Source organism: Sporomusa aerivorans (genome assembly GCF_041428895.1).
In the GTDB taxonomy this organism is placed as follows: Bacteria; Bacillota; Negativicutes; order Sporomusales; family Sporomusaceae; genus Sporomusa; species Sporomusa aerivorans.
Window position 1 is genome coordinate 694,374 of the sequence record NZ_CP156926.1, and the last position, 20,157, is coordinate 714,530.

The 20,157-nt window shown below is 40.1% G+C and carries 20 protein-coding genes, 1 other RNA gene and 2 pseudogenes; 19 read left to right on the plus strand and 4 right to left on the minus strand.

Annotation, left to right across the window (positions count from 1 at the left end; genetic code table 11):
• Window positions 1–34: 34 nt before the first annotated feature.
• The 4 genes and pseudogenes from SATMO3_RS03165 (at window position 35) to SATMO3_RS03180 (ending at window position 3,522) form a co-directional block, all read left to right on the plus strand.
• The gene (locus tag SATMO3_RS03165) at window positions 35–2,080 is read left to right on the plus strand and encodes a molybdopterin-dependent oxidoreductase (protein WP_371377380.1); all 2,046 of its coding nucleotides are present in this window, start codon (window positions 35–37) and stop codon (window positions 2,078–2,080) included.
• A gap of 14 nt (window positions 2,081–2,094) precedes the next feature.
• Window positions 2,095–2,310 (plus strand): annotated as a pseudogene (locus tag SATMO3_RS03170) (radical SAM protein); the annotation flags it as partial.
• Window positions 2,311–2,358: 48 nt separating this feature from the next.
• Window positions 2,359–2,550: a twin-arginine translocase TatA/TatE family subunit gene (tatA, locus tag SATMO3_RS03175; RefSeq protein ID WP_371377383.1), complete on the plus strand. Its 192-nt coding sequence runs from the start codon at window positions 2,359–2,361 to the stop codon at window positions 2,548–2,550.
• A gap of 270 nt (window positions 2,551–2,820) precedes the next feature.
• Window positions 2,821–3,522: a C39 family peptidase gene (locus tag SATMO3_RS03180; RefSeq protein ID WP_371377386.1), complete on the plus strand. Its 702-nt coding sequence runs from the start codon at window positions 2,821–2,823 to the stop codon at window positions 3,520–3,522.
• Window positions 3,523–3,793: 271 nt separating this feature from the next.
• On the opposite strand, the gene SATMO3_RS03185 is transcribed toward SATMO3_RS03180, so the two are convergent.
• A complete protein-coding gene (locus tag SATMO3_RS03185; protein WP_371377389.1) occupies window positions 3,794–4,348 on the minus strand; it encodes a helix-turn-helix domain-containing protein in 555 nt (184 codons plus the stop codon).
• A gap of 115 nt (window positions 4,349–4,463) precedes the next feature.
• Between SATMO3_RS03185 and SATMO3_RS03190 the strand changes: the two genes are divergently transcribed.
• The 4 genes from SATMO3_RS03190 (at window position 4,464) to istB (ending at window position 8,497) form a co-directional block, all read left to right on the plus strand.
• Window positions 4,464–4,943, plus strand: coding sequence for a YbaK/EbsC family protein (locus SATMO3_RS03190; RefSeq protein ID WP_371377391.1), 480 nt, complete (start codon window positions 4,464–4,466; stop codon window positions 4,941–4,943).
• Between the two features lie 44 nt (window positions 4,944–4,987).
• Window positions 4,988–6,148, plus strand: coding sequence for a pyridoxal phosphate-dependent aminotransferase (locus tag SATMO3_RS03195; RefSeq protein ID WP_371377394.1), 1,161 nt, complete (start codon window positions 4,988–4,990; stop codon window positions 6,146–6,148).
• A 106-nt stretch (window positions 6,149–6,254) separates the two neighbouring features.
• Window positions 6,255–7,763: an IS21 family transposase gene (gene istA, locus SATMO3_RS03200; RefSeq protein ID WP_371371065.1), complete on the plus strand. Its 1,509-nt coding sequence runs from the start codon at window positions 6,255–6,257 to the stop codon at window positions 7,761–7,763.
• A complete protein-coding gene (istB, locus tag SATMO3_RS03205; RefSeq protein ID WP_371371064.1) occupies window positions 7,760–8,497 on the plus strand; it encodes an IS21-like element helper ATPase IstB in 738 nt (245 codons plus the stop codon). The genes istA and istB overlap by 4 nt, the downstream gene beginning before the upstream one ends.
• A gap of 213 nt (window positions 8,498–8,710) precedes the next feature.
• Here istB and SATMO3_RS03210 read toward each other — a convergent pair whose 3' ends face one another.
• The gene (locus SATMO3_RS03210) at window positions 8,711–8,848 is read right to left on the minus strand and encodes an AraC family transcriptional regulator (protein WP_371377397.1); all 138 of its coding nucleotides are present in this window, start codon (window positions 8,846–8,848) and stop codon (window positions 8,711–8,713) included.
• A gap of 193 nt (window positions 8,849–9,041) precedes the next feature.
• The gene (locus tag SATMO3_RS03215; protein ID WP_371377400.1) at window positions 9,042–9,623 is read right to left on the minus strand and encodes a zinc-ribbon domain-containing protein; all 582 of its coding nucleotides are present in this window, start codon (window positions 9,621–9,623) and stop codon (window positions 9,042–9,044) included.
• Window positions 9,624–10,206: 583 nt separating this feature from the next.
• Here SATMO3_RS03215 and SATMO3_RS03220 point away from each other — a divergent pair.
• On the plus strand, window positions 10,207–10,401 hold the full coding sequence (locus tag SATMO3_RS03220) for a hypothetical protein (protein WP_371377403.1): 195 nt from the start codon (window positions 10,207–10,209) through the stop codon (window positions 10,399–10,401).
• Window positions 10,402–10,477: 76 nt separating this feature from the next.
• Window positions 10,478–10,729, plus strand: a pseudogene (locus SATMO3_RS03225) (23S rRNA (pseudouridine(1915)-N(3))-methyltransferase RlmH); the annotation flags it as partial.
• A 203-nt stretch (window positions 10,730–10,932) separates the two neighbouring features.
• Here the strand turns inward: SATMO3_RS03225 and SATMO3_RS03230 are convergent.
• Entirely contained in the window at window positions 10,933–11,553 is a 621-nt protein-coding gene (locus SATMO3_RS03230; RefSeq protein ID WP_371377406.1) for a hypothetical protein, read from the minus strand.
• A gap of 470 nt (window positions 11,554–12,023) precedes the next feature.
• On the opposite strand from SATMO3_RS03230, the gene SATMO3_RS03235 reads away from it, so the two are divergent.
• The 9 genes from SATMO3_RS03235 to SATMO3_RS03275 all read left to right on the plus strand — a co-directional run bounded on the left by SATMO3_RS03235 (window position 12,024) and on the right by SATMO3_RS03275 (window position 20,155).
• Window positions 12,024–12,347 carry a hypothetical protein gene (locus SATMO3_RS03235; protein WP_371370908.1) on the plus strand — a complete coding sequence of 108 codons (324 nt, stop codon included), beginning with the start codon at window positions 12,024–12,026 and terminating at the stop codon, window positions 12,345–12,347.
• 41 nt (window positions 12,348–12,388) lie between these two features.
• Window positions 12,389–13,189, plus strand: a complete 801-nt coding sequence (locus SATMO3_RS03240; protein ID WP_371377409.1) for an IS3 family transposase — start codon at window positions 12,389–12,391, stop codon at window positions 13,187–13,189.
• Between the two features lie 283 nt (window positions 13,190–13,472).
• Entirely contained in the window at window positions 13,473–14,933 is a 1,461-nt protein-coding gene (locus tag SATMO3_RS03245) for a DEAD/DEAH box helicase (protein ID WP_371377412.1), read from the plus strand.
• 342 nt (window positions 14,934–15,275) lie between these two features.
• Window positions 15,276–16,637, plus strand: coding sequence for a DUF559 domain-containing protein (locus SATMO3_RS03250; protein ID WP_371377415.1), 1,362 nt, complete (start codon window positions 15,276–15,278; stop codon window positions 16,635–16,637).
• A gap of 285 nt (window positions 16,638–16,922) precedes the next feature.
• A complete protein-coding gene (locus SATMO3_RS03255; RefSeq protein ID WP_371377418.1) occupies window positions 16,923–17,531 on the plus strand; it encodes a TIR domain-containing protein in 609 nt (202 codons plus the stop codon).
• 100 nt (window positions 17,532–17,631) lie between these two features.
• Window positions 17,632–18,051, plus strand: a complete 420-nt coding sequence (locus tag SATMO3_RS03260; protein ID WP_371377421.1) for a hypothetical protein — start codon at window positions 17,632–17,634, stop codon at window positions 18,049–18,051.
• Between the two features lie 321 nt (window positions 18,052–18,372).
• Window positions 18,373–18,688, plus strand: a transfer-messenger RNA (tmRNA) gene (ssrA, locus tag SATMO3_RS03265).
• 358 nt (window positions 18,689–19,046) lie between these two features.
• On the plus strand, window positions 19,047–19,529 hold the full coding sequence (locus SATMO3_RS03270; RefSeq protein WP_371377424.1) for a TIR domain-containing protein: 483 nt from the start codon (window positions 19,047–19,049) through the stop codon (window positions 19,527–19,529).
• An 11-nt stretch (window positions 19,530–19,540) separates the two neighbouring features.
• Window positions 19,541–20,155 (plus strand): hypothetical protein, encoded by a 615-nt coding sequence (locus SATMO3_RS03275; RefSeq protein ID WP_371377427.1) that lies wholly within the window; start codon window positions 19,541–19,543, stop codon window positions 20,153–20,155.
• The last annotated feature ends 2 nt before the right edge of the window (window positions 20,156–20,157 follow it).

Genomic DNA, 20,157 nt, shown 5'->3' on the forward strand with positions numbered 1-20,157 from the left:
ACCCTGATTACCAGCAAAGAAAAGGATGATGGGCATGGCTTACAATGAGGATGGCTACCAAATTACTCGTCATATCTGCCCCCGTAATTGTTATGATACCTGTGGTATGCTGGCTTATGTCCGTAAAGGGCGATTAGAGAAAATCACAGGTGATCCCACTCATGGTTATACAAAAGGTAAGCTCTGCTCCAAAGGGCAAAACTACATTCAGCGGGTCTACAGCTCTGAGCGTATTCGTTTTCCTTTGCGCCAAATTGGTCGTGGGTCGGGGCGGTGGGAAAGAATAACCTGGGAGCAGGCCATGGCGATAATCTGTGAAAAAATATTAAATCTGCAAGACCGTTATCACTCCACCTTACCCTTTTGTCTGAATAAATATTCTGGTAATTTTGGTGTATTGCATTCTGCTGTAGAAGGTATGTTTAATAGCTTAGGACCGACTACTCAGGCAAGAGGATCACCCTGCTGGTCAGCAGGATTAGATGCACAGCTTTATGATATGGGATACAATCGTAACTCCGATCCCGGGGATATGGAAAAGGCTAACATCATTATTTTATGGGGTGTAAATCCGGCCTGGACTGCGATCCATTCCCTGCCGTATATATACCGAGCCCAGGAAAAGGGCGCTATAGTTATTGTTATCGATCCGGTTTATACCCAGACGGCGAGAAAAGCGGACTATTTTGTACAGACCAAACCAGGAGAAGATGGCGCATTAGCATTGGCACTGGCCAAGATCATTTATGAGAGCGGCAATGGAGATCAAGATTTTATCGACTATCATACCCTGGGATGGCCTCTGTTTAGAGATTACCTGGCAAATCTTAATTTAGATTATCTGTCGGCACAATGCGGTCAGGAGCTGGGAAGGATACAAGAATTAGCGGCTATCATTGGCAGTACGAGAGCCGTATTTATCTGGGCGGGATTTGGGTTGCAGCGGCATATTCATGGTGGACAGACATTGCGCGCCATTGATGCCCTGGGGGCCGTCACGGGTTGTATTGGCTTTCCGGGCGGCGGTGTTCACTACGCCCATCGGCTTACGTGGGGATTTAATTATAACTTTCTCAAAGATCCTGGAAATCGATATCTTAATATCAATACCTTCGCCCAAGAATTGAACCATTTGCAAGAGCAGCCTGTTAAGATGCTCTGGGTATCCTGCCGCAATCTGCTGGCTCAAGATACAGCCGGGAAGATGCTGCGCAAAGAACTGGATAAATTAGAGCTAATTGTAACGGTAGAACAGTTTCTCACCGAAACAGCCTGTTATTCCGATATTGTGCTGCCGGCGACTACTCAATTTGAGGAGATGGATGTGGTGCCAAGTTATTGGCATCACTGGATTGGCTTAAATGAACAGGCGATACTGCCCTATTTCGAGGCAAAAAGTGATTTGGAGATTGGGCAGCTGCTGGCTAAGACATTAAACACATACCGGCCTGGCAGCAGTTCTTTTCCTATTGAGAAATCGCCGGGCAGCTTTTTAGATGAAGAATTTAATGAAGAGCTCTATGCACTGCTGGGGATTTCCCACTGGTCCGAGCTGGCTGCCGGACCGAGGCAAGCTGCGGTTCCCACTACGGCCTGGAGCAGTAAAACTTTTGCTACTCCTTCGGGTAAGTTTGAGTTTTTTTCTACTAAAGCACAGTGTGAGAATATTCCTCCTTTTGCCCAATATCATAAAGGAATGAGCTCCAAAGACAAATATCCTTATTGGCTTATCACATCTCATGCGCAGCAGGGACTTAACTCTCAGTTTCAGAATATTACCAAACTAGCGAAAAATAAAAAGCCAGTCGTGTTCATTCATCCTCATACAGCAGCAGCAAAAGGCGTGAAAACTGGACAAATGGTGAGAGTTTATAATCATTTAGGGGTTATTACCCTACAAGCTCACATTTCCCCTGATACTCCGCCAGATATTTTGGTTTGTCATCAGGGGTGGCTGCCAGGCAGTGAAGCACGCCTTAATGACTTGAATGATGGTCTGCCGACGGATATGGGGCGTGTCAGTACAGGCTCTCAGGGCGTGGCCTTTTATGATGTATTCGTGGACTTTGATCCAGTTTAGCAGGGAAGCAATGTAACTTCCGTTGTTCTTATTGCATGCCTGCAGAAAATACAACTTGGTTCTCTGAGCAAGAAGTACTCAGTTATGATGAGATGCCGCGTATGATCCGTATAGCTGTAAAAGCAGGTATTACGAAAATACGGATCACTGGCGGCGAGCCTTTAGTAAGGAAGGATCTTGTTGATTTTGAAGAGATGTATAGACGAGGAATGTTTCAAACCGGAGGTTAATGTAATCGGATAACTGCTCAGTAATTTAAATTATAGGAGGAAGGAAATATGTTTAGCTTTAGTATGGCGGAATTGGCAGTAATATTAGTGATCTCCTTAATTGTTTTTGGACCCGGTAAATTACCGGAAGTGGGAAAGGCGTTAGGACGAGGTATTCAGGAATTTAAGCGTGCAACCACACTAGATCTCGAAAAAGCAGAATCTACTAAATCACAAAATGAAGGAAAAGATATAACTTAAAAATAGAAATGAAAGAGATTTTAATTGACGAATTCTTGACCACAGACTTTCACACATAGCCCCCAAGGAAATTCCACTGATGTGTAACAAAATATTATTCCATGAAAAGACATGTCCTAAGAGTAGTCCTCCTATCGTTGTATAGGTCGTCAAGCAGGTTTTGGATTCTTGTAATCAGATTAATAACAACAACTAGATTGATAATGTAGAATATTTGGAATATAATGGGAACAGGCATTGAATTCTATCTTAAAAGGAGAGGATTTTTATATGTATGTTCATAAAAATACCAAGATCGTTGCTTTAACATTATTTCTCTTAAGTACTTTATTTTCAATAACATATGCAAAAGAAAAGCTAACAACGCCGCCAAGTTCTTTAGGTGCAGCCAATTATTATGAGTTAAAACCAAGCGAATATTTTGTTTCACTAGGTGTTAAAGGGTATCAGCAAACAACTTCTTATACTTGCGGACCAGCTGCCGCAATGTCATTAATGAGATGGTATAATGTGCTGAGTGATGCAGACCTAAATAGTACTACAGAAATGAGAATCGCTCAAGAAATGAATACAGGAAGTCCAGACTCTTCTCAGCCGGGAACTATGGCTCCTAAAATTGTAGAATTCCTCGAAAAGAATGGTTTTGATGCTACATGGGGTTTAAATGGAAGTTTAGAAATGATAAGAGATAATCTTAAGAAAGGAATACCAACGATAGTTGAATGGTCTGATTGGGGCGGACATTGGGTAGTTGTTACTGGTTACTATGCTGGAAGCCAAGCACCAGAAAAGGGGCGTGACACTATATTTTTTGCGGACTCAGGAGCTAGTTGGACCAATGTAAACAACCCTAGCGGCATAACATCATTTAACGCGGATCGTTTTTATTATATGTGGTATGATGCCCTATATTCGGATAAGATATATAAAGGTGCATATATTACTGCAGTTCCTCATAAAAAAGATAAGTAGTATTGAGAGAGACCTTTGAAGTATACTGACTGGCATCGTTTCGAGTACGGTGTCAGTTTTGTTTTGATCAGGCACCGCTCATAGTTGTGGTAATGGATGATATTAGAATAGTTGCTGCGATTGATAGTATATTCTAATAAACCCTGCTAATTTTAATTAACGATAAAGAGAAACTTAGGCAGAGTAAAGGGTTGCTAAGTTTCTCTTTGTTTTTGGATAAGACAATGGGACGGTGGTTATGTCTTATATTTGTCATATACCATGTCACTTTTTATCTTGCGTAATAGATTATGTTGTTGAAACATACAAGCGTATCTGAAGAGTTCTGATAAGAATGTTTTTTGTTGGCGGGAAAAGACAACGCATCTCCTTTGTGAAGTTTGTAGACGGTTTCGGTAATTACCAAGTCTAATTGACCCTCTGTTACGATAATGTATTCTTCAACGCCATCGTTATGAGGATTGGAGTTATGATTGCAGCCGGGCTGCAAAAAGATAGTGAATACCTCAAACTTTCGATTATCATCATAGGGGAATAGCGGGTAGGCAGTCATTTGGCTTTTGGAGTCATAAAGGGGTTGGATATCATTGAATTGAACGTAACGAGTCTCATCTTTACTTTCTTCGATAAAATAAGAAAGCGAAACATTTAGACCTGATGCAATCTTCCATAATAAGGCAACTGATGGATTTGAAATTCCTCGCTCAATCTGTCCTAACATAGGTTTACTTACTCCGGTTAAATCGGCTACTTTGTCTAAACTATAATTTTTCTTTTTGCGAATTTCATATAGATTTCGCCCGATTATAGTTGATAAATTATCCATCTCATTGCCTCCAAAAGCTATTGTATGTTATAACATACAGATGTATAATATTAATCAAATTATACTATAGCATACATTTGTATTTTAACACGATTAGATGTCAGGGGGCAGTCCGATGGACAATATTTTACAAAAGAGTGCGAAACGGGTGCAGGAGGTGCTTGATGAGTTCGGTGCTAAACTTGAAGTTGTTGAAATGTCAGCATCAACACGAACATCACAGGAAGCGGCAAATGCTGTCGGCTGTCAAGTCAGCCAAATTGCAAAGTCATTGATATTTAAAACAAGAGATACTGAGCGGCCAGTGCTAGTCATTGCCAGTGGCACTAACCGGGTTAATGAAAAGAAAATAGGCGATTTAGTTGGTGAAAGGTTAGAAAAGGCGGACGCAAAATTTGTATTGGAGAGTGCAGGATTTGCAATAGGCGGTATTCCGCCAATTCGAAGAGAAAACTATGCTGCTGTATATATGGATGAAGAATTGTTAAGCTATGAAGAAATTTGGGCGGCTGCCGGTACACCTCATGCCGTATTTAAAGTAAGTCCCAATGTATTGAACCTCATTTCCGGAGCCAGTATTATTTCAATTAAATAATGGGTTAAGGTTGTCTGATGCGTATATGTTAGGAGGTGGAAGAAATGACGGTAAAAAGATTATGCGGTATTCCTGGTTTTTCAATTGACAGGGTGGCGAGCGCTGCCGGTAATGATCCGGAAATATTAAGGCTAGAAAATTTGGATACGGACATTGCACCACCGCACGGGGTAATAGAAGCGTCAAAAAATGCCATAACAAATGATGACGCCAATAGTTATCTTCCGTTTACCGGTAATTTAGCGCTGTGCTCGGCAGTAGCGAATCATCTTCATAAACAAACCCGTATTGTTTATGATCCGCTAAAAGAAGTTGTAATTACATGCGGAGGAACAGAAGGAATGTTCGATACCTTGCTTGCGATTACTGATCCGGAGGATGAAGTGATATTAACTGATCCTACTTATGCCGGAATGATCAATCGTGTGCGGTTAGCGGGAGCCATTCCGAAATTTGTGCCTTTTCAGTTGGTTGACGGTCAATGGAGGTTGGATCTAGATATACTACAAGCAAGGGTTACGGACCGAACTCGAGCGTTATTTATAATGAACCCGTCTATGCCGTCTGGGGCTTTATTAAATATGCAGGAATGGCAGCAAATAGCTAAAATATGTATAGAGCGGGATATCTGGCTTATATATAACGCGGCAATGGAGCGTATTATCTACGATAATCGGCCGTACATTCATCCTGCATCATTGCCAGGTATGGCTGAACACACCATTACGGTTGGATCAGTATCAAAAGAATATAGAATGATTGGTTGGCGTGTTGGTTGGGTAACTGGACCAGCAGCGATAATAAAAGATATTTCATTAGTACATATCTATAATGTAGTAACCCCGACTGGATTATCGCAAACGGCTGCTTGCTGTGCGCTACAGGCGCCTAACAGTGATCTACTGGCAGCTGTTAATGAATGGGAAAGACGCCGAGATGAAATTGTTGAACAACTCGCCGGATTGCCTATCATATCAGCAGCAGGCGGATGGTCAATGCTCTTAAATGTTAAAGAGTTAGGGTATAGCTCCTTGGAAGCATCGGATTTGTTGCTTAAGCACGGAAAGGTAGCAGCTACGCCCATGTGTGATTGGGGAGAAAAAAACAGCGACCAGTTTATTCGATTGGTATTTAGCAATGAACCGGTAAAGCGCTTGAGTGATATTGTAAATGGTAAACTAAAATACAGAGTTTTAAGCCAGTAGAACTACAAACTTTCTCGCCACAAAGCACACAGTTTTTCGCCAATAACTACACAGTTTCCAGTCAGCTGATACAATAGAAGCACGCTGAGTATGGAGGCTGCTAGAAATGAAGGGATATTCTGTGTATAGCAAAATACATCAACTAAAAGAACGCGGATTCCGAAAAGATACCGTGGCGAAAAGTCTTGGCATCAACTGGAGAACAGTGGACCGCTACTGGAATATGACGGTGGATGAGTATGAATCTAATGTCGCCACGGTCTGCAAGGTCAGGCTGCTAGACGATTACCAGGACACAATCATCAGCTGGCTACGGGATTATCCTACGCTTAGCGCAGCACAGGTTTGTGATTGGTTAAAAGAACACTACAGCGCGACCTTTAGCGAACGAACGGTCTCTCGGTATGTAAAGAACCTGCGGAATGAGTATGATCTGCGCAAAGCACTCAATCAACGAGATTATGCAGCTGTTCCTGAATTGCCAATGGGGCAGCAATTGCAAGTAGACTTTGGCGAGAAGTGGCTGAAAAATGTAGACGGTGGCCGCATCAAGGTCTATGCTGCAGCTTTTGTTCTGGCACATTCCCGTTTTAAATATGCCGAATTACAGAGCCGCCCCTACACCGCTTCGGATTTGGTGCGAGTATGTCACCAATGCTTCAGGTATATGGGCGGAATGCCGCAAGAGATGGTTTTTGACCAGGATAGTATCGTTTGCGTGGCAGAAAATGCCGGTGATATCATACATACTTATGAATTTGAAAAACTTCGGCAGGAGTGCAAACTGAGTATTTATATGTGCCGTGGTGCTGACCCTGAAAGCAAGGGGAAGGTGGAAAGCACCGTGAAATATGTGAAAGGCAATTTTCTGGAAAACCGGCTTTACGTGGATGATGATATTCTAAACAGCAGCTGCCTGGATTGGTTGGAGCGTACCGCAAACGCAAAAATTCACGGAACAACAAAGCGTGTGCCTGCCGAAGTATTTGCCGAAGAACGGGAATACTTACGGCCGCTGGTCGATTGCGCAGAAAATAACGGCGCTCACCTATGTAGAACTGTCCGCAAGGACAATACCGTTATTTATGACAGCAACCGTTATTCCGTTCCACTTGGCACTTACAATGCGCAAAAAGAGGTTTGTATTGTGCCCAAAGATGGCATTTTATACATTCAGACTGTATTTGGCGATCGCATTTGCCAACATCGCATTTCCAACGGTCGGGGTCTGCTCATCCAAAGCAGAAGCCACCAGCGCGACAGAACCAGCTCTCTGAACCAGATGCAGGTTGCACTGGGTACGCTTCTTCTTGCCAAGGCGGATGACTTTCTCCAAACGATCCGTACAGAGAAATCCCGGTATGCCAGAGATCAATTTAAGCTGATCCATACGCTCTGCGACCAATATGCTGTAGACGCTGTCCTGGAAGCTGTAGGTTTTTGCCAGTACAGTAACCTTTACAGCGCGAATTACATAAAAGACTATCTGGAACACAATGCCTTTAAACAACCCCAGCCGCCAGAGTTGCCCCTTCCGATGAGCAATGCAAAGTATCATGTGACAACGCAAAAGCGCTCGCTTGATGTCTATGCCAAGGAAAGTGGTGACCGATGATGATGCGGCCAATTGACCGGGTAACTGGACTACTTTCTGATTTACGCATGACTCCCGTGGATTTTGAAGCACTTTTTGCAGGTAAAAATTCACTAACACCCGTGGAGAGTGTAGAACTGTTTTTACTGGAACAGCAACGGCTTCGAGTACAAAAACAGAATCTGCTACGCCGCCGCAGAGCAAGCCTGCCTGCTGAGAAAACCATGGATTCTTTTGATTTCGGTTTTCAACGCAGTGTTTCCAAGGAACAGATGTTGCGGCTAAGTGATATGACGTGGGTTGAACAAGCATACAATGTTTGCTTGTTGGGGCCTCCCGGCGTTGGTAAAACCCATCTTGCTTTGTCCCTGGCGGTGAAGGGGCTGAACTTGGGTTATGCAGTGGCGTTTGAAACCTTGGATACCCTTATGAAGATTCTAAAAACGTCCGAAATTTCCAGAGCCAGCAAACGTCGACTCAGATATTTAAGTAAGGCTGCTCTGGTGATTGTTGACGAAGTTGGGTTTATGCCACTCTCCCCGGCAGAGGCTAATTTATTCTTTAGCTTTGTGTCTTCTATGGCCGAGCGTACTTCGATGATTATTACATCAAACAAAGGGTTCGACGAGTGGGCTGAGTTCCTTGGCGATGCAACGATTACAACAGCCATTCTTGACCGCCTAATCCACCACTGCGAGATTATCAATATGACTGGTGACAGTTATCGCTTAAAGCACCGCAAAAGTATTACTTGAAAAACTCTGCACTTTGTGGCGGAAAACTCTGCATTTTGATTGACTGCTTACAGATATTCGCCACCGCGTACTACGGTCGTTAACTTAGAGTTGTGTTTCAGAGTAGAGCGGTGGGAGGGCTGAAGAAGGGGCGGGCAAAGGTAACTGTGTGATGAAATTTAATACCTTTCAGATGCAAAGATAGAACCACTGGTTTTTTTGGTGCCAGTGGTTCTATCTTTGCATATAGCGCTTAGGAGTGGTGCCGAATTTACGTTGGAAGGCTTTATGAAAATGACTTTGGTCAAAAAAACCTGTTTCCGTCGCTACGTCTGGAAGGAGTATTGGGGTCAGGCTTGATTTATTGACCATTTGACTTATTTTGACGCTGGCGATTTCAGGTTTTTGCTAATAAGTCAATTATTTAAACAAGTCAAGCCTGCCCGGTTTTCCTTTGGTGGTTTGTCCTCAAGGAATATGATATTGTTTGGTTTATTACAAATGTTAGTGGCTCGCAGTTTAACTGTTTAAATATCGTAATAGATTAATGATCTAGGTAATCCTCTTAGTTCTCCTTCACCGCTTTTAATTGAATGTCGATCATATTCATATCTTGTTGAGGGGCTATTCCTCGACAGATACTTCGCACATCAATATGATCCCCTTCTTTTAATTTTATGATTTTGCTCCATTCATCTGCAGAAAATACAATACGGACATGTACATTATCTTCTTTATAAAGCAAAATGAAGATGTCACCATCATTAAAGCGACCTTTTTCTTTAATTTCACCACTTAGCATAATAACGCTTTTGTTATATTTTTTGTCAGCAATTTCAGTATTGATTTTATATTCGTGAGCTAATTCTGAAGCTTGCATTGTATATGCTACTTTATAGTAGTTAAAGTACCAAAAGCATTGAAACAATGAAAATATTATTAAAGTTGGTATAAGAATAGCTCCTAGTGTTGTTTGTCCAAAAGAAAAAAAAGATTCGGCTATTTTCCATAGAAGGCCAGATCTACATTTCGAATTATTTTGTTTTAAATTAGATGTAGAAGATACAGATAAGTTTATTTTTGCACCACATTCGCTACAAAAGTTCATTTTAGAATTAAGTCTTTGACCACACTGAGGACAGACCATTAGAAGCACCTCTTTAGACAAAAATGAATTGTTTTTAGTTCTTTTAGTATAACACATTTTTATTTTGTACTATGATTAGGTTATCTGAATTTATTCAAACTATTATCGAGAGGAATGCTTATAATAACGGGTATGAAAAAATGTCCATCTGCATTGTAAAAGGAAATGATAGGACAGAAAGAATATATACTCATTTAGGTGCGAAGCATTACAAAGATTTTATTGACGATTTTGAAGGGCCAAGAAGTATCAAGTATTTTTTACAATAAATGTAGCTGGAAGTGGGATTTGAACTGGTGCGGATCGCCTCCACCAATCAAATCCGGATGTAACTGAACCCGCGAAATTCGCGGGTTTTTTATTGTACATTTTTTGAAAGGTTTCGGCTAGCTCCACCAAATAAATAATATTTACTTAAAATAGAAAAATGATGGTTGTGTTCAAGGTTTTTGTCGTAAATGCCTAGAATAGTATATATATTAGGATAATTTGGAAATCGATATTTGTGAACCAAAAGAGATGTTACTTAATTCACATATTGGACATTCATAAATTCTAGATTGATTTATGGGAGGAAATATATATGCCTAGATTTTTATCAACTGAATTAGGATTGCAGAGTGAAATAGATGATATTGGGGCTTTTGATCTTTTATTAGATATTGATAGTAATTATTTTATAAATATAAAACGTTTAAAAGAAACAAAAATTCCGGAATTTATTGATTGGTATAACAAGATTAATGAATATTTTAGGCAGATAGGCATTTTGCTTTGAGGGACAATGGGGACGTTCCTTTTTTGTCATAAAAATTGTCCTACAATTTAAAAGCCGTCCGTCAGGGCAGCTACCCGACGTAGTCGGCCAGGCCCTGTCCTCCCAGCAACTGTCGGCCCGGTTTGACAGTCTGGCGCTAAACGGTCAAAGCGACATCACCTTTGTCATCGGCGGTGCCTTTGGGCTATCGCCCGAACTGACCGCCGCCGCCAGGGAACGGCTGTCATTCTCCAAAATGACATTTACCCATCAAATGATCCGGCTGCTCCTGGTAGAACAGATTTACCGGGCGTTTAAGATCAGTCGGGGGGAACCGTATCATTGGTAATGGCGAAAAATTACAATGATAGAATGGACAGGGGTTTGATTTACTTCGCCTCCCTTCGCTTTATGCTAACTAGAAAATCCGCGAATATTCGCGGATTTTTTGTTGTTTGTGTGTGTGGAGGGCTTAACCAGCTAAAACCGCAAATATGAGGAAAATCGGCTAACGCTACAAAAGAACAATCCCCGTGTATCCAGTTTACACAATTATTTCTGTGCTACCCCCATCCCCGTTATATGTCTGAAATTATCATAAGCCGCTTTGTTTTTCAAAATTTCAACCATTTCAGGTGTTAGCATATTTTTAAATAGTTTGGATGGGTCAGGCTCCGATACCTTTGATAGAATAAGGTTTTTCAACATAAGAGTTAAAGGCTCGCCTATGGCCGCTTTGTAATTAAACCCAAGCAATTGCATAGTTTTTAAAGTGTCTACACTTATTAACTCTTTTATCTGTTCATATGATTCAGCCTGTGTTTTTACCCTTTCTACGGCTTCTTCTCCTATTGATGAAGCTGTGGATATTTGAGATTCCTTTATGATCTCTAAGACACGTGATACAGTATTATGTAAGTGCTGAATATCTTCATCGCTAATAATAACACTTTCTAGTTCTGATTTATACGCTTGTGCTATTCTTACGGCTTCCTCACGCTCACTTAATAACTTATTGATTATTTCGTCGTACGTATTTCGAATTTTCTCTGAATTTTTTTCATCTTTGATTGCTCTAATCTTCGATGTAACTGCGGTTGCAGTACCTTTAACAGCCAGTTCTGTCAAGGAAGAACCAAGATGAACAAGTGTGGTCGAATACAAAGTATCCATGATAACTGCACCTCCTTAGTTATATTCTACCAGTATGAAATAGGAAAAACAACAAGACAAGGGGGACACCTTTTTAAGCCGGGGGACGGTTTCTTGAAATATATCAAGAACGTAAAGTTAAGGAACGCAGTTCAAAGCATGATTAGCGCGATAAAATGGGGCGGTTCTTCTATATTATTTCTTCTAAGAAAAACAGGTGGATTTGCAGGGGCGCGGATCGCCGCGTCGAACTTCTGTCCACTCAAATGCCAAATATGATAAGGGTTTGTTATATAAAACCCGCTAGGAAGTTCAATGTGGGTATAGCCAGGAAGACCAATTAGGCAGTAGGGTATAAAGCCAAAGAAGAGGCCCCCAATCACAAAGAAGCGCAGGGATGTTTAGTCTGAACCCATGAGTTGGGACAAAAGAGAAAGAAGCACCTCTTATGTCGTATAGTAAAACTATATTACATGAGAGGTGTATTATTTATGGCAAAAAAGGTCCATTATCCACCTGAAGTAAAATGGAATGCAATTAACATGAAACTAGCTGGTTGCAGTAAATGTGAGATTATGAGGGTTTTAGGAATTAAGAATGATACACAGATAGAAAGGTGGATGGGATGGTATCGAAATGGTGAAACTCATCGTTTTCACCAACCTGTAGGAAAGCAATACACGTACAATAAGGGGATTGAGGAATTATCAGAAGTTGAACGCCTAAAACTTAGAGTTGCGCAGCTTGAAATGCACAATGAACTTCTGGGAAAGTTGAATGGGATCTTAGGAAAATCACAAGAAAGCAACTCGTAGAGATTATTGAATCGTTCAAAAGTAAATACCCGATTCGAGATGTGCTAACCTTTCTTGAGATCCCCAAAAGTAACTACTACCGCTGGAAGAATAAACCTGATGATGAATATGAGTGTAAATTGATAGATCGGATTGAAGGAATTTGTAGTAAGCATAAAAGGCGCTACGGATATCGGCGAGTTACTGCAGTGTTAAGAACTGAGTTTCATCTAAACGTTAACCATAAGCGTGTAAGACGTATTATGGCAGAAAACAATCTTCAAGCTAAAATCCGTCGTAAAAAATTCATTCACTTCAAGCCGGCTGTGATCGTTAAGAAAGCGGACTTAGTCCAACGACAGTTTAAAGCAGATGAGCCAAATAGAAAATGGTATACCGATGTTTCAACAATTACCGACGGCGAAACCAATTTGTATCTTTCGGCCATTATTGATGGGCTTAATAATGAGATAATTAGTAGCGTAATTGGCTCATCACCTAATTTGGAGCTTGCTTTTGAAACGGTAAATCAGGCTGTCCAAGGCCGAACTATAGACAAAGTTATTCTTCATTCAGATCAAGGTGGATTATATACATCTCCAAGGTTTCAGGAGTTTGTAAAAGAAAAGAACATTATCCAAAGCATGTCCCAAGTGGGTGTATGCTATGACAATGTTCTCATCGAGTCATTCTTCTCACATTTGAAGACAGAAGCCCTCTACTCTCAAGATTTCGACGCGACCAACGAACAAATCATTGAGATAGTGGAAGAATACATCTATTATTATAACAATGAACGGCTGCAATTAAAATTAAATAAGCTGCCCCCGATTAAATATCGAGAGCAGCTACATACGGCATAAGGCTTCTTTTAAGGATTCCCACTTTGGGGGTTCAGACTATGTTCTTGTTGCTTCTTTATTTATTGCATTTTGCGAAGTAAAATCTGCGTCCCTCTGCTTCTCCCGGGTTTAGCGGGAAGGTTACGCAGGATATTGTTGAATTGGATTGTTCTCTGGGTAGATTATATAGTAACATTAGTTAAACAAGGGACAAGAAGCCGGGTTAGCCTAACCGGGTGGCAGGCTGCTTGCAGAGTGAATTTGGCGGGAAGCAAATCGGGCAAAAATGAGGTATATAAATTAGATGGATTTTCAGTATATTGAGACTTTCGGTTTTAGCAAAGAGCTGGAACAGGCGTTAAAGGGCCTGGAGTATGGGACGCTCACTCCGGTTCAGGCCGAGGTGATACCCTTGGTCCTTGCCCGGCAGGATATCATAGTGCAGTCCCGGACGGGCAGCGGTAAGACGGCGGCTTTTGCCATCCCGGTTTGTGAGAAACTGGAGGTAGAGCAAAAAAATCCCCAGGCAGTGGTTCTGACGCCGACCAGGGAATTAGCGGTACAACTAAAAAAGGATATTGCTGATATTGGCAGATTTAAGGGCATTAGGTGCACTGCCGTTTTTGGCAGACAACCTGCAGAAAAACAGCGCAGGGAATTACGGCAAAGAGTACATGTTATTGTTGGTACCCCCGGGAGGTTATTGGATCATATAGAGAGCGGCAATATAAATCTGGCGGAAGTAAAGTACCTGATACTCGATGAAGCTGACAAAATGCTGGATATGGGTTTCAGCGGGCAGGTGGAAGCGATCCTGAAAGTATTGCCTTCGAACAGGCAAACGATGCTGTTTTCTGCGACTATGCCGGATACGATTCAGGAAATCTGCCGGCAATACATGCATAAGCCTGTAAAAATAGAAATCGATCCGGAGAGTCGCAGCCTGGAAAGCATCCGGCAAGAGTACTATGAGGTAGAAGAATATGAAAAGGAAGATCTGATTACTACAATACTAGGCTGTGAAAGGCCACACAGCTCTATTCTCTTTTGTAATACGAGGGACAGGACGGAAGCGGTTTTTGAAAAGCTGGAACGTAAAGGCTGCTCATGTGGAATCTTGCATGGGGGCATGGAACAAAACGATCGCCTGCAAGCCATTCATGCTTTCCAAAGAGGCGAATTTCAGGTTTTGATTGCCACTGATGTGGTGGCCAGGGGTATTCATATTGAGGATATGCCTTTGGTAGTAAATTATGATTTGCCGCCCAGTAACGAGACCTATATTCATAGAATTGGCAGGACCGGGCGGGCAGGGAACACAGGCGTGGCGATTTCTCTCGTAACGAAAAAGGACTATAGGACGTTGCAGGAGATAGAGGACTATATTCAGCATAAGATACCGAAAAAAGAATGGCCGGCGGCAGCGGATTTGACAGCAGGAGACTGGATTCAGCCTAATGGTGACGGAGTTGAGCGTGTACAAAAACCTGATAAAGGTGAAAAACTAAACAGACAAATTACGCGCATTAGGATTAATGCCGGCAAGAAGACGAAGATGAGGCCGGGTGACATCCTGGGAGCGATTACTGCCATTCCCGGTATCCATGGCGGTGATATTGGCATTATCGATATCCATGACTCCTGTTCCTATGTTGAGATATTCGGAGATAAAGGCGGGCTTATAGTAGAGGCGCTTGGGACAACCAAGATCAAAGGGAAGGTGCATAAGATAAAAGAGGTTGGTTTCCCTGATAAGCGTGGTTGAAGCTTATAAAACACGGGGAATTACCCAATCTATTTTATGAAATGACAAATACTAGTCGAGAATCCTGCAATATGTAAAAACATTGCAGGATTTTTGGCCTTTTTCGGGAAATGTATGGGGGTATAAGCGTGGCAGAGAGGATTTAGGCGACATTTGCTGTATCCTGGCTGCTTTACGTTTTCGTTAAAGGCGCAAGGATACAGAAGAACCGTCCCCTTGTATCTTCGGGAGCGTCCCTTAGTGTACCCGATCTTATTTTAGGATGCGATGTGATGTTCCTAGCGAATTTCTATTGATTCAGAAATTTTATTGATAGACGGAGAGTGATAGAGTCTGACTATAGTGATTGATTTGAACTCCCCGATTGAGAAAATTATGAGGGAAGCGTTAGTAAAAAGTAACATCAAATTTCGGGAACAGGAAGCAATATATAGAAAAGGAAATCCTGTACCAATATATATAATAGATTTTGTGGTTTCCGGAGAGTATTGTAAAATAGCAATTGAATGTGATGGAAAATACCACATGGAAGCCGAGCGAAAAAGATTAGATGCCCAAAGAGATTATTTCCTTATACAACAAAATCATTATTATGATGATATACTTAGATTTACTGGTAGTGAAATAAAAAAGAATGTCACATCTTGCATCAAAGCTATAATAACTAGCATTACTAAATATGATGCTTTAAAAAAAACACAAATAGAAAAATTACATATAGATGTTAGCTCAATGAGAAATAAGGCAATTGATTATAATCAAAGAAGTGAAATTATTAATATAATTTTAAGAGAAGTATTAATTGTTTTAACAAATGATCGTAGTAACAATGAGAAAACAATACTTCGAGAGGTAAAAAAGGCAATCAGGAAAAATTTCATATCTGTTAATGAACAAAAGGTTTATTTTGTATATCCAAGCATTGAGAGTGATCTACTAAAAAGTGAGATTGACTTTTTCATCACAGCTTATAATTCTATCTATTTGATAAAATTTTGCGACAATGGAAGAAAAACTCGAATATCAAGCCAGTTACTCAAAGACAGCAATATAACTAAAGTCTTCATCAATTTAAATAATGATGTTTCTGGTGTTGTATTTTCCAAGGAAGAAACTAAGAATTGGGTATTAATAAATGGAGTAGCTAATTCGATTATTGAGAGCGATTTTATAGTTGATACTTCTATAATTAACGTCCCTCAAGCACTCGAATTGTTTAGTAACAAAACCAAATGTACCCATAAGAAAAATGTTTTATTAAAAGGTAATGAAGGAAGAGATACAACCATAGAAAGTAATTTTACTGCTAACTCCTCTGATGTTTTAAAAGTAGATCAATATGATTCGATGCGATTACATGATATGACGATAGAAGAGCTTAGAATTTTCGTTTTGGAAATAGGCAATACGGGAAGGGACGTTCAGCTTCTTAAAACGTTCTTTTTCCATAAAGATTATGAAATCAGACGTCGAGCATGTTCAGCTGCCGCTAAAATAGGAAACCCAGAAGTTACTAAAGATATAGTTTCATGCTTATATGCTCCCGAACCACAGGTTCGGCAGTATGCGTTAAAAGCTATCTTGAAAAGCCAATGCAAAGAGCTTTTTCCACATATTTCTCTAGTATTGAAGACTGAAATGAAAGATTATAATATAAAATTATGTAAACAAATAATAAGAGAGGAACATAGCTGGAAGGGTTAGTGAACATTATGCAAGTGGATTTGCATGGTCACAAATTGCCTCTGCCAAAATTTGGAAATTCAGTAAAACCCGCGAATTTTTTGCGGGTTTTTTGCTGTCAATTTGGTGGGGGGCAGGGGTGGAGGCGAGCAAGAATATGATTTTACTTAAAAAGGCAATAATCATATTTTATGCACAAGGTGATTATCGGATTTAGCTAGAATAATTCAAAAATGTGGTATAGTTGGTAATTTATAAGAGAACCACCACGGATTTATCACATTCATGAAAAAGGGGGAGACAGTTATGGCACATAAAACTTTTATTTCTTACAAGTATAGTGAGGCGCAAAAATTAAGAGACGACATCATAAAAGCTCTTGGTGATGATGCACAGTATTATCAAGGAGAAACTAGTGATTCTCCAGATTTAACAGATACAACTACTGAAAACATTAAAAAAAATTTGAAGGATATGATTTGGGGAACTTCTGTAACCATAGTAATAGTATCTCCAAATATGAAGAAAAGTAAGTGGATAGATTGGGAGATAGAGTACTCATTAAAGGAAATATCAAGAAGTGACAAAACTTCCCGGAGTAATGGAGTTGTTGGAGTAATTATGAAATATAATGGCGATTATAGTTGGCTAAAAACAACAACTACAAAACCAGACGGTCATACTTCGACTTCATTTGAAGATAGTAAATTATATCCTATTATAGTAAATAATCGTAGTAATCAAGAACCAAAAAAATATTTTTGCGACCAATGTAAAACTATTGATGCGTTAACAGGATCTTATATAGCCTTAGTAACAGAGGAAGATTTTATTTCTAATCCGCGAAAGTACATAGATAATGCTTATGAAAAATGTCAAGATATTGATGGATATATTATATCGAAAACTAAATAATGTATCCGGTATTTCCGCTTTGATATCAGCTTCCTGTTCCCTTTCTTCGCAATCATAAAATGTTCAATCAAGCCTTGGAAAAAACGGAGGATTTTTTACCATGGACGCTAAAATTAAACACTTAGAGATGATATTAGCAATTATAAACCGAATGTCCAATAACTCATTCTTACTAAAAGGATGGACAGTTACAGTGATTTCAGCATTGTTAGCTGTGTTTATTAAAAATCAGGGCGCATATATATTAGCTATTTTCCCCGTTATAATGCTATGGTGGTTAGATGCCTTTTTCTTAAGACAAGAAAAGCTTTATCGTAATTTATATAAAAAAGTCGCACTCACTGATTCTAAAAATATTGACTTTTTAATGAACACATCATTAGTGAGTAAAAAAACTGACAGTTGGTTCAAAATATTTTTTTCTAAAACATTATTTATTTTTTACGGAGCAATAATAGGAACAATACTATTATGTAGTACCTTCTTAAAAAAACATCTCCTATTGTGGGGAATTTGCTGATATGGTGTCAAGGGGGTGCAGGGACAAGGGGACAGGTTGGTTGTCCCGGGAATCTCGAGTATGCGGTTGAATTTCCAAGATAACAAACTGTGGAGGCGCGGGCGGGTGGGGTATTGCCAACGCACCACCACTGTCGCTTGACTTCTGCTTATGCCAACACACCACCGCCCGCAAAGCTTTTCGATGTAATATCGAGGGGCAAGGTTCTTTGAAATTTTCGGGTTCAGGCTTGCTTAACACAGGTTCAAACAGATGAAAGTTTACTTTCACGATACTCCAGTGAACCATTTAGTAGTACGCTGTACCTGTCTGTGTCCCGCTGACAGGGGTAGTTATGGTATAGGCAGCGAGCCGGGGTTCCATCTGCCCGTCAATACGGTGAAAGATTGTAAACAAACGAAGATTACGCTTTAGCAGCTTAATGCTAACCGTTCTACCTGCGTACTCCCGCGGCCTAGGATAGGACGTCATTAGTGGGATGCCTGAGGCTCAATTCTTGGAGAGCTGACGGGGAACTTTTATCGAGATAGCGCCAGCGCAGCCTGTCAGTGGGCGGCAACGGGGCGAAATCTAAACCGCTGACTGCGCTCTGTGAAGCCTATGCAGTAATGTTTTTGGACAGGAGTTCATTCTCCTCGCCTCCACCGAAATTTGGAAATTAGTAAAACCCGCGATTTTCGCGGGTTTTTGCTATGTATTTTGGAAGTGTGTAGTGGCGGGGATCGGGTTATAATTTTCTACAAAAAAAATATAGTTACAAGGATTTTGTCGGATTTAACTAGAATAGTTAAAATATGGTTTTTAATGAAGGCGTATTTTATGTCAGGGGAAGAAGGGTAGTACTTTTCTAGATAGACAGCAACCCCGTTCCCTTGATACTTCAATCGCATTGGAAATCGAAATAAACAAACTATCGGAGATATGATCGTGTACAGCGGTGCATGAACTGGTGGGGGAAATTTATAAAAAAATTTTTCTAGGGGGTATATATATATATGTCAGATGAAATTAAAAACATTTTTGTGTCACATCAACATAAAGATGCAGATAAAATAGAGTCATTTAAGAATTTAGTTGGTAATCATGGGATAGATATGAGAGATAGTTCGATCTATGAAAGCAAATTAAAGAATAATGCAAAAAATGAGCAGTACATAAAACAGGAATTAATAAAACCACAGATGAGATGGGCCGGAACAGTTGTTGTTCTTATAGGGAAGGATACAGCAAAAAGTGATTATGTAAATTGGGAAATAAAGACTGCTGCAGAAATGGGAAAAAGAATTGTAGGAGTATATTTACAAGGCGCAAAGAAGGAAGACATTCCAATAGAATTAATTGAAAATGGTAATAATTTAGTGGCCTGGAACGGTAAAAAAATTGTAGACGCCATAAATGGAGAAGATTTAGAATGGGAAAATCCTGATGGCAGTCCTAGAAGTAATAATCCGACGGATTTACCGAGATATCAGTGTTGAGGTGATTACGTATGAAATACTATTCTTATATTATTCCTAGAGATTATGGATTTGCTCCAAATCCATATTTTGGATACAGCACGTTGGCAACTTGCAAACCTATAATTAGGAAAAGTGCCCAAATAGGAGATTGGATTGCTGGATATGGAAGATCAGGGTCAAAAGTACATAGAAAGTTAGTTGCATTAATGAAAGTGGATGAGATTTTAACTTTTGATCAGTATTGGGATGATGCAAGATTTAAGAAAAAACGGCCAGTATTTAATCGAGCAATATTTTGTATGTATGGTGACAATATCTATCATCATATTGAGGAAGAATGGACACAAGAACTTTCTCATCATAGTATGACAGATGGTAGTATTAATTATGCAAACTTAAATCGTGATACTCAAACGGATAAAGTTTTAGTGGCAATACAGTTTTATTATTTTGGAAATAATGCCATTGAGATTCCAAAAGAATTTGATTTTTTAATTGGGAGTGGACGTAATCACAGGATTTATCGAGATGAAGAAAAAATTAATAAGTTTGTCACTTACATTAGCGAAAACTATGAAGTAGGAATACATGGCCTCCCTTATAGTAGAAAAAGTGGGAAGTTTGCACATTATAGAGGTAAATAAAT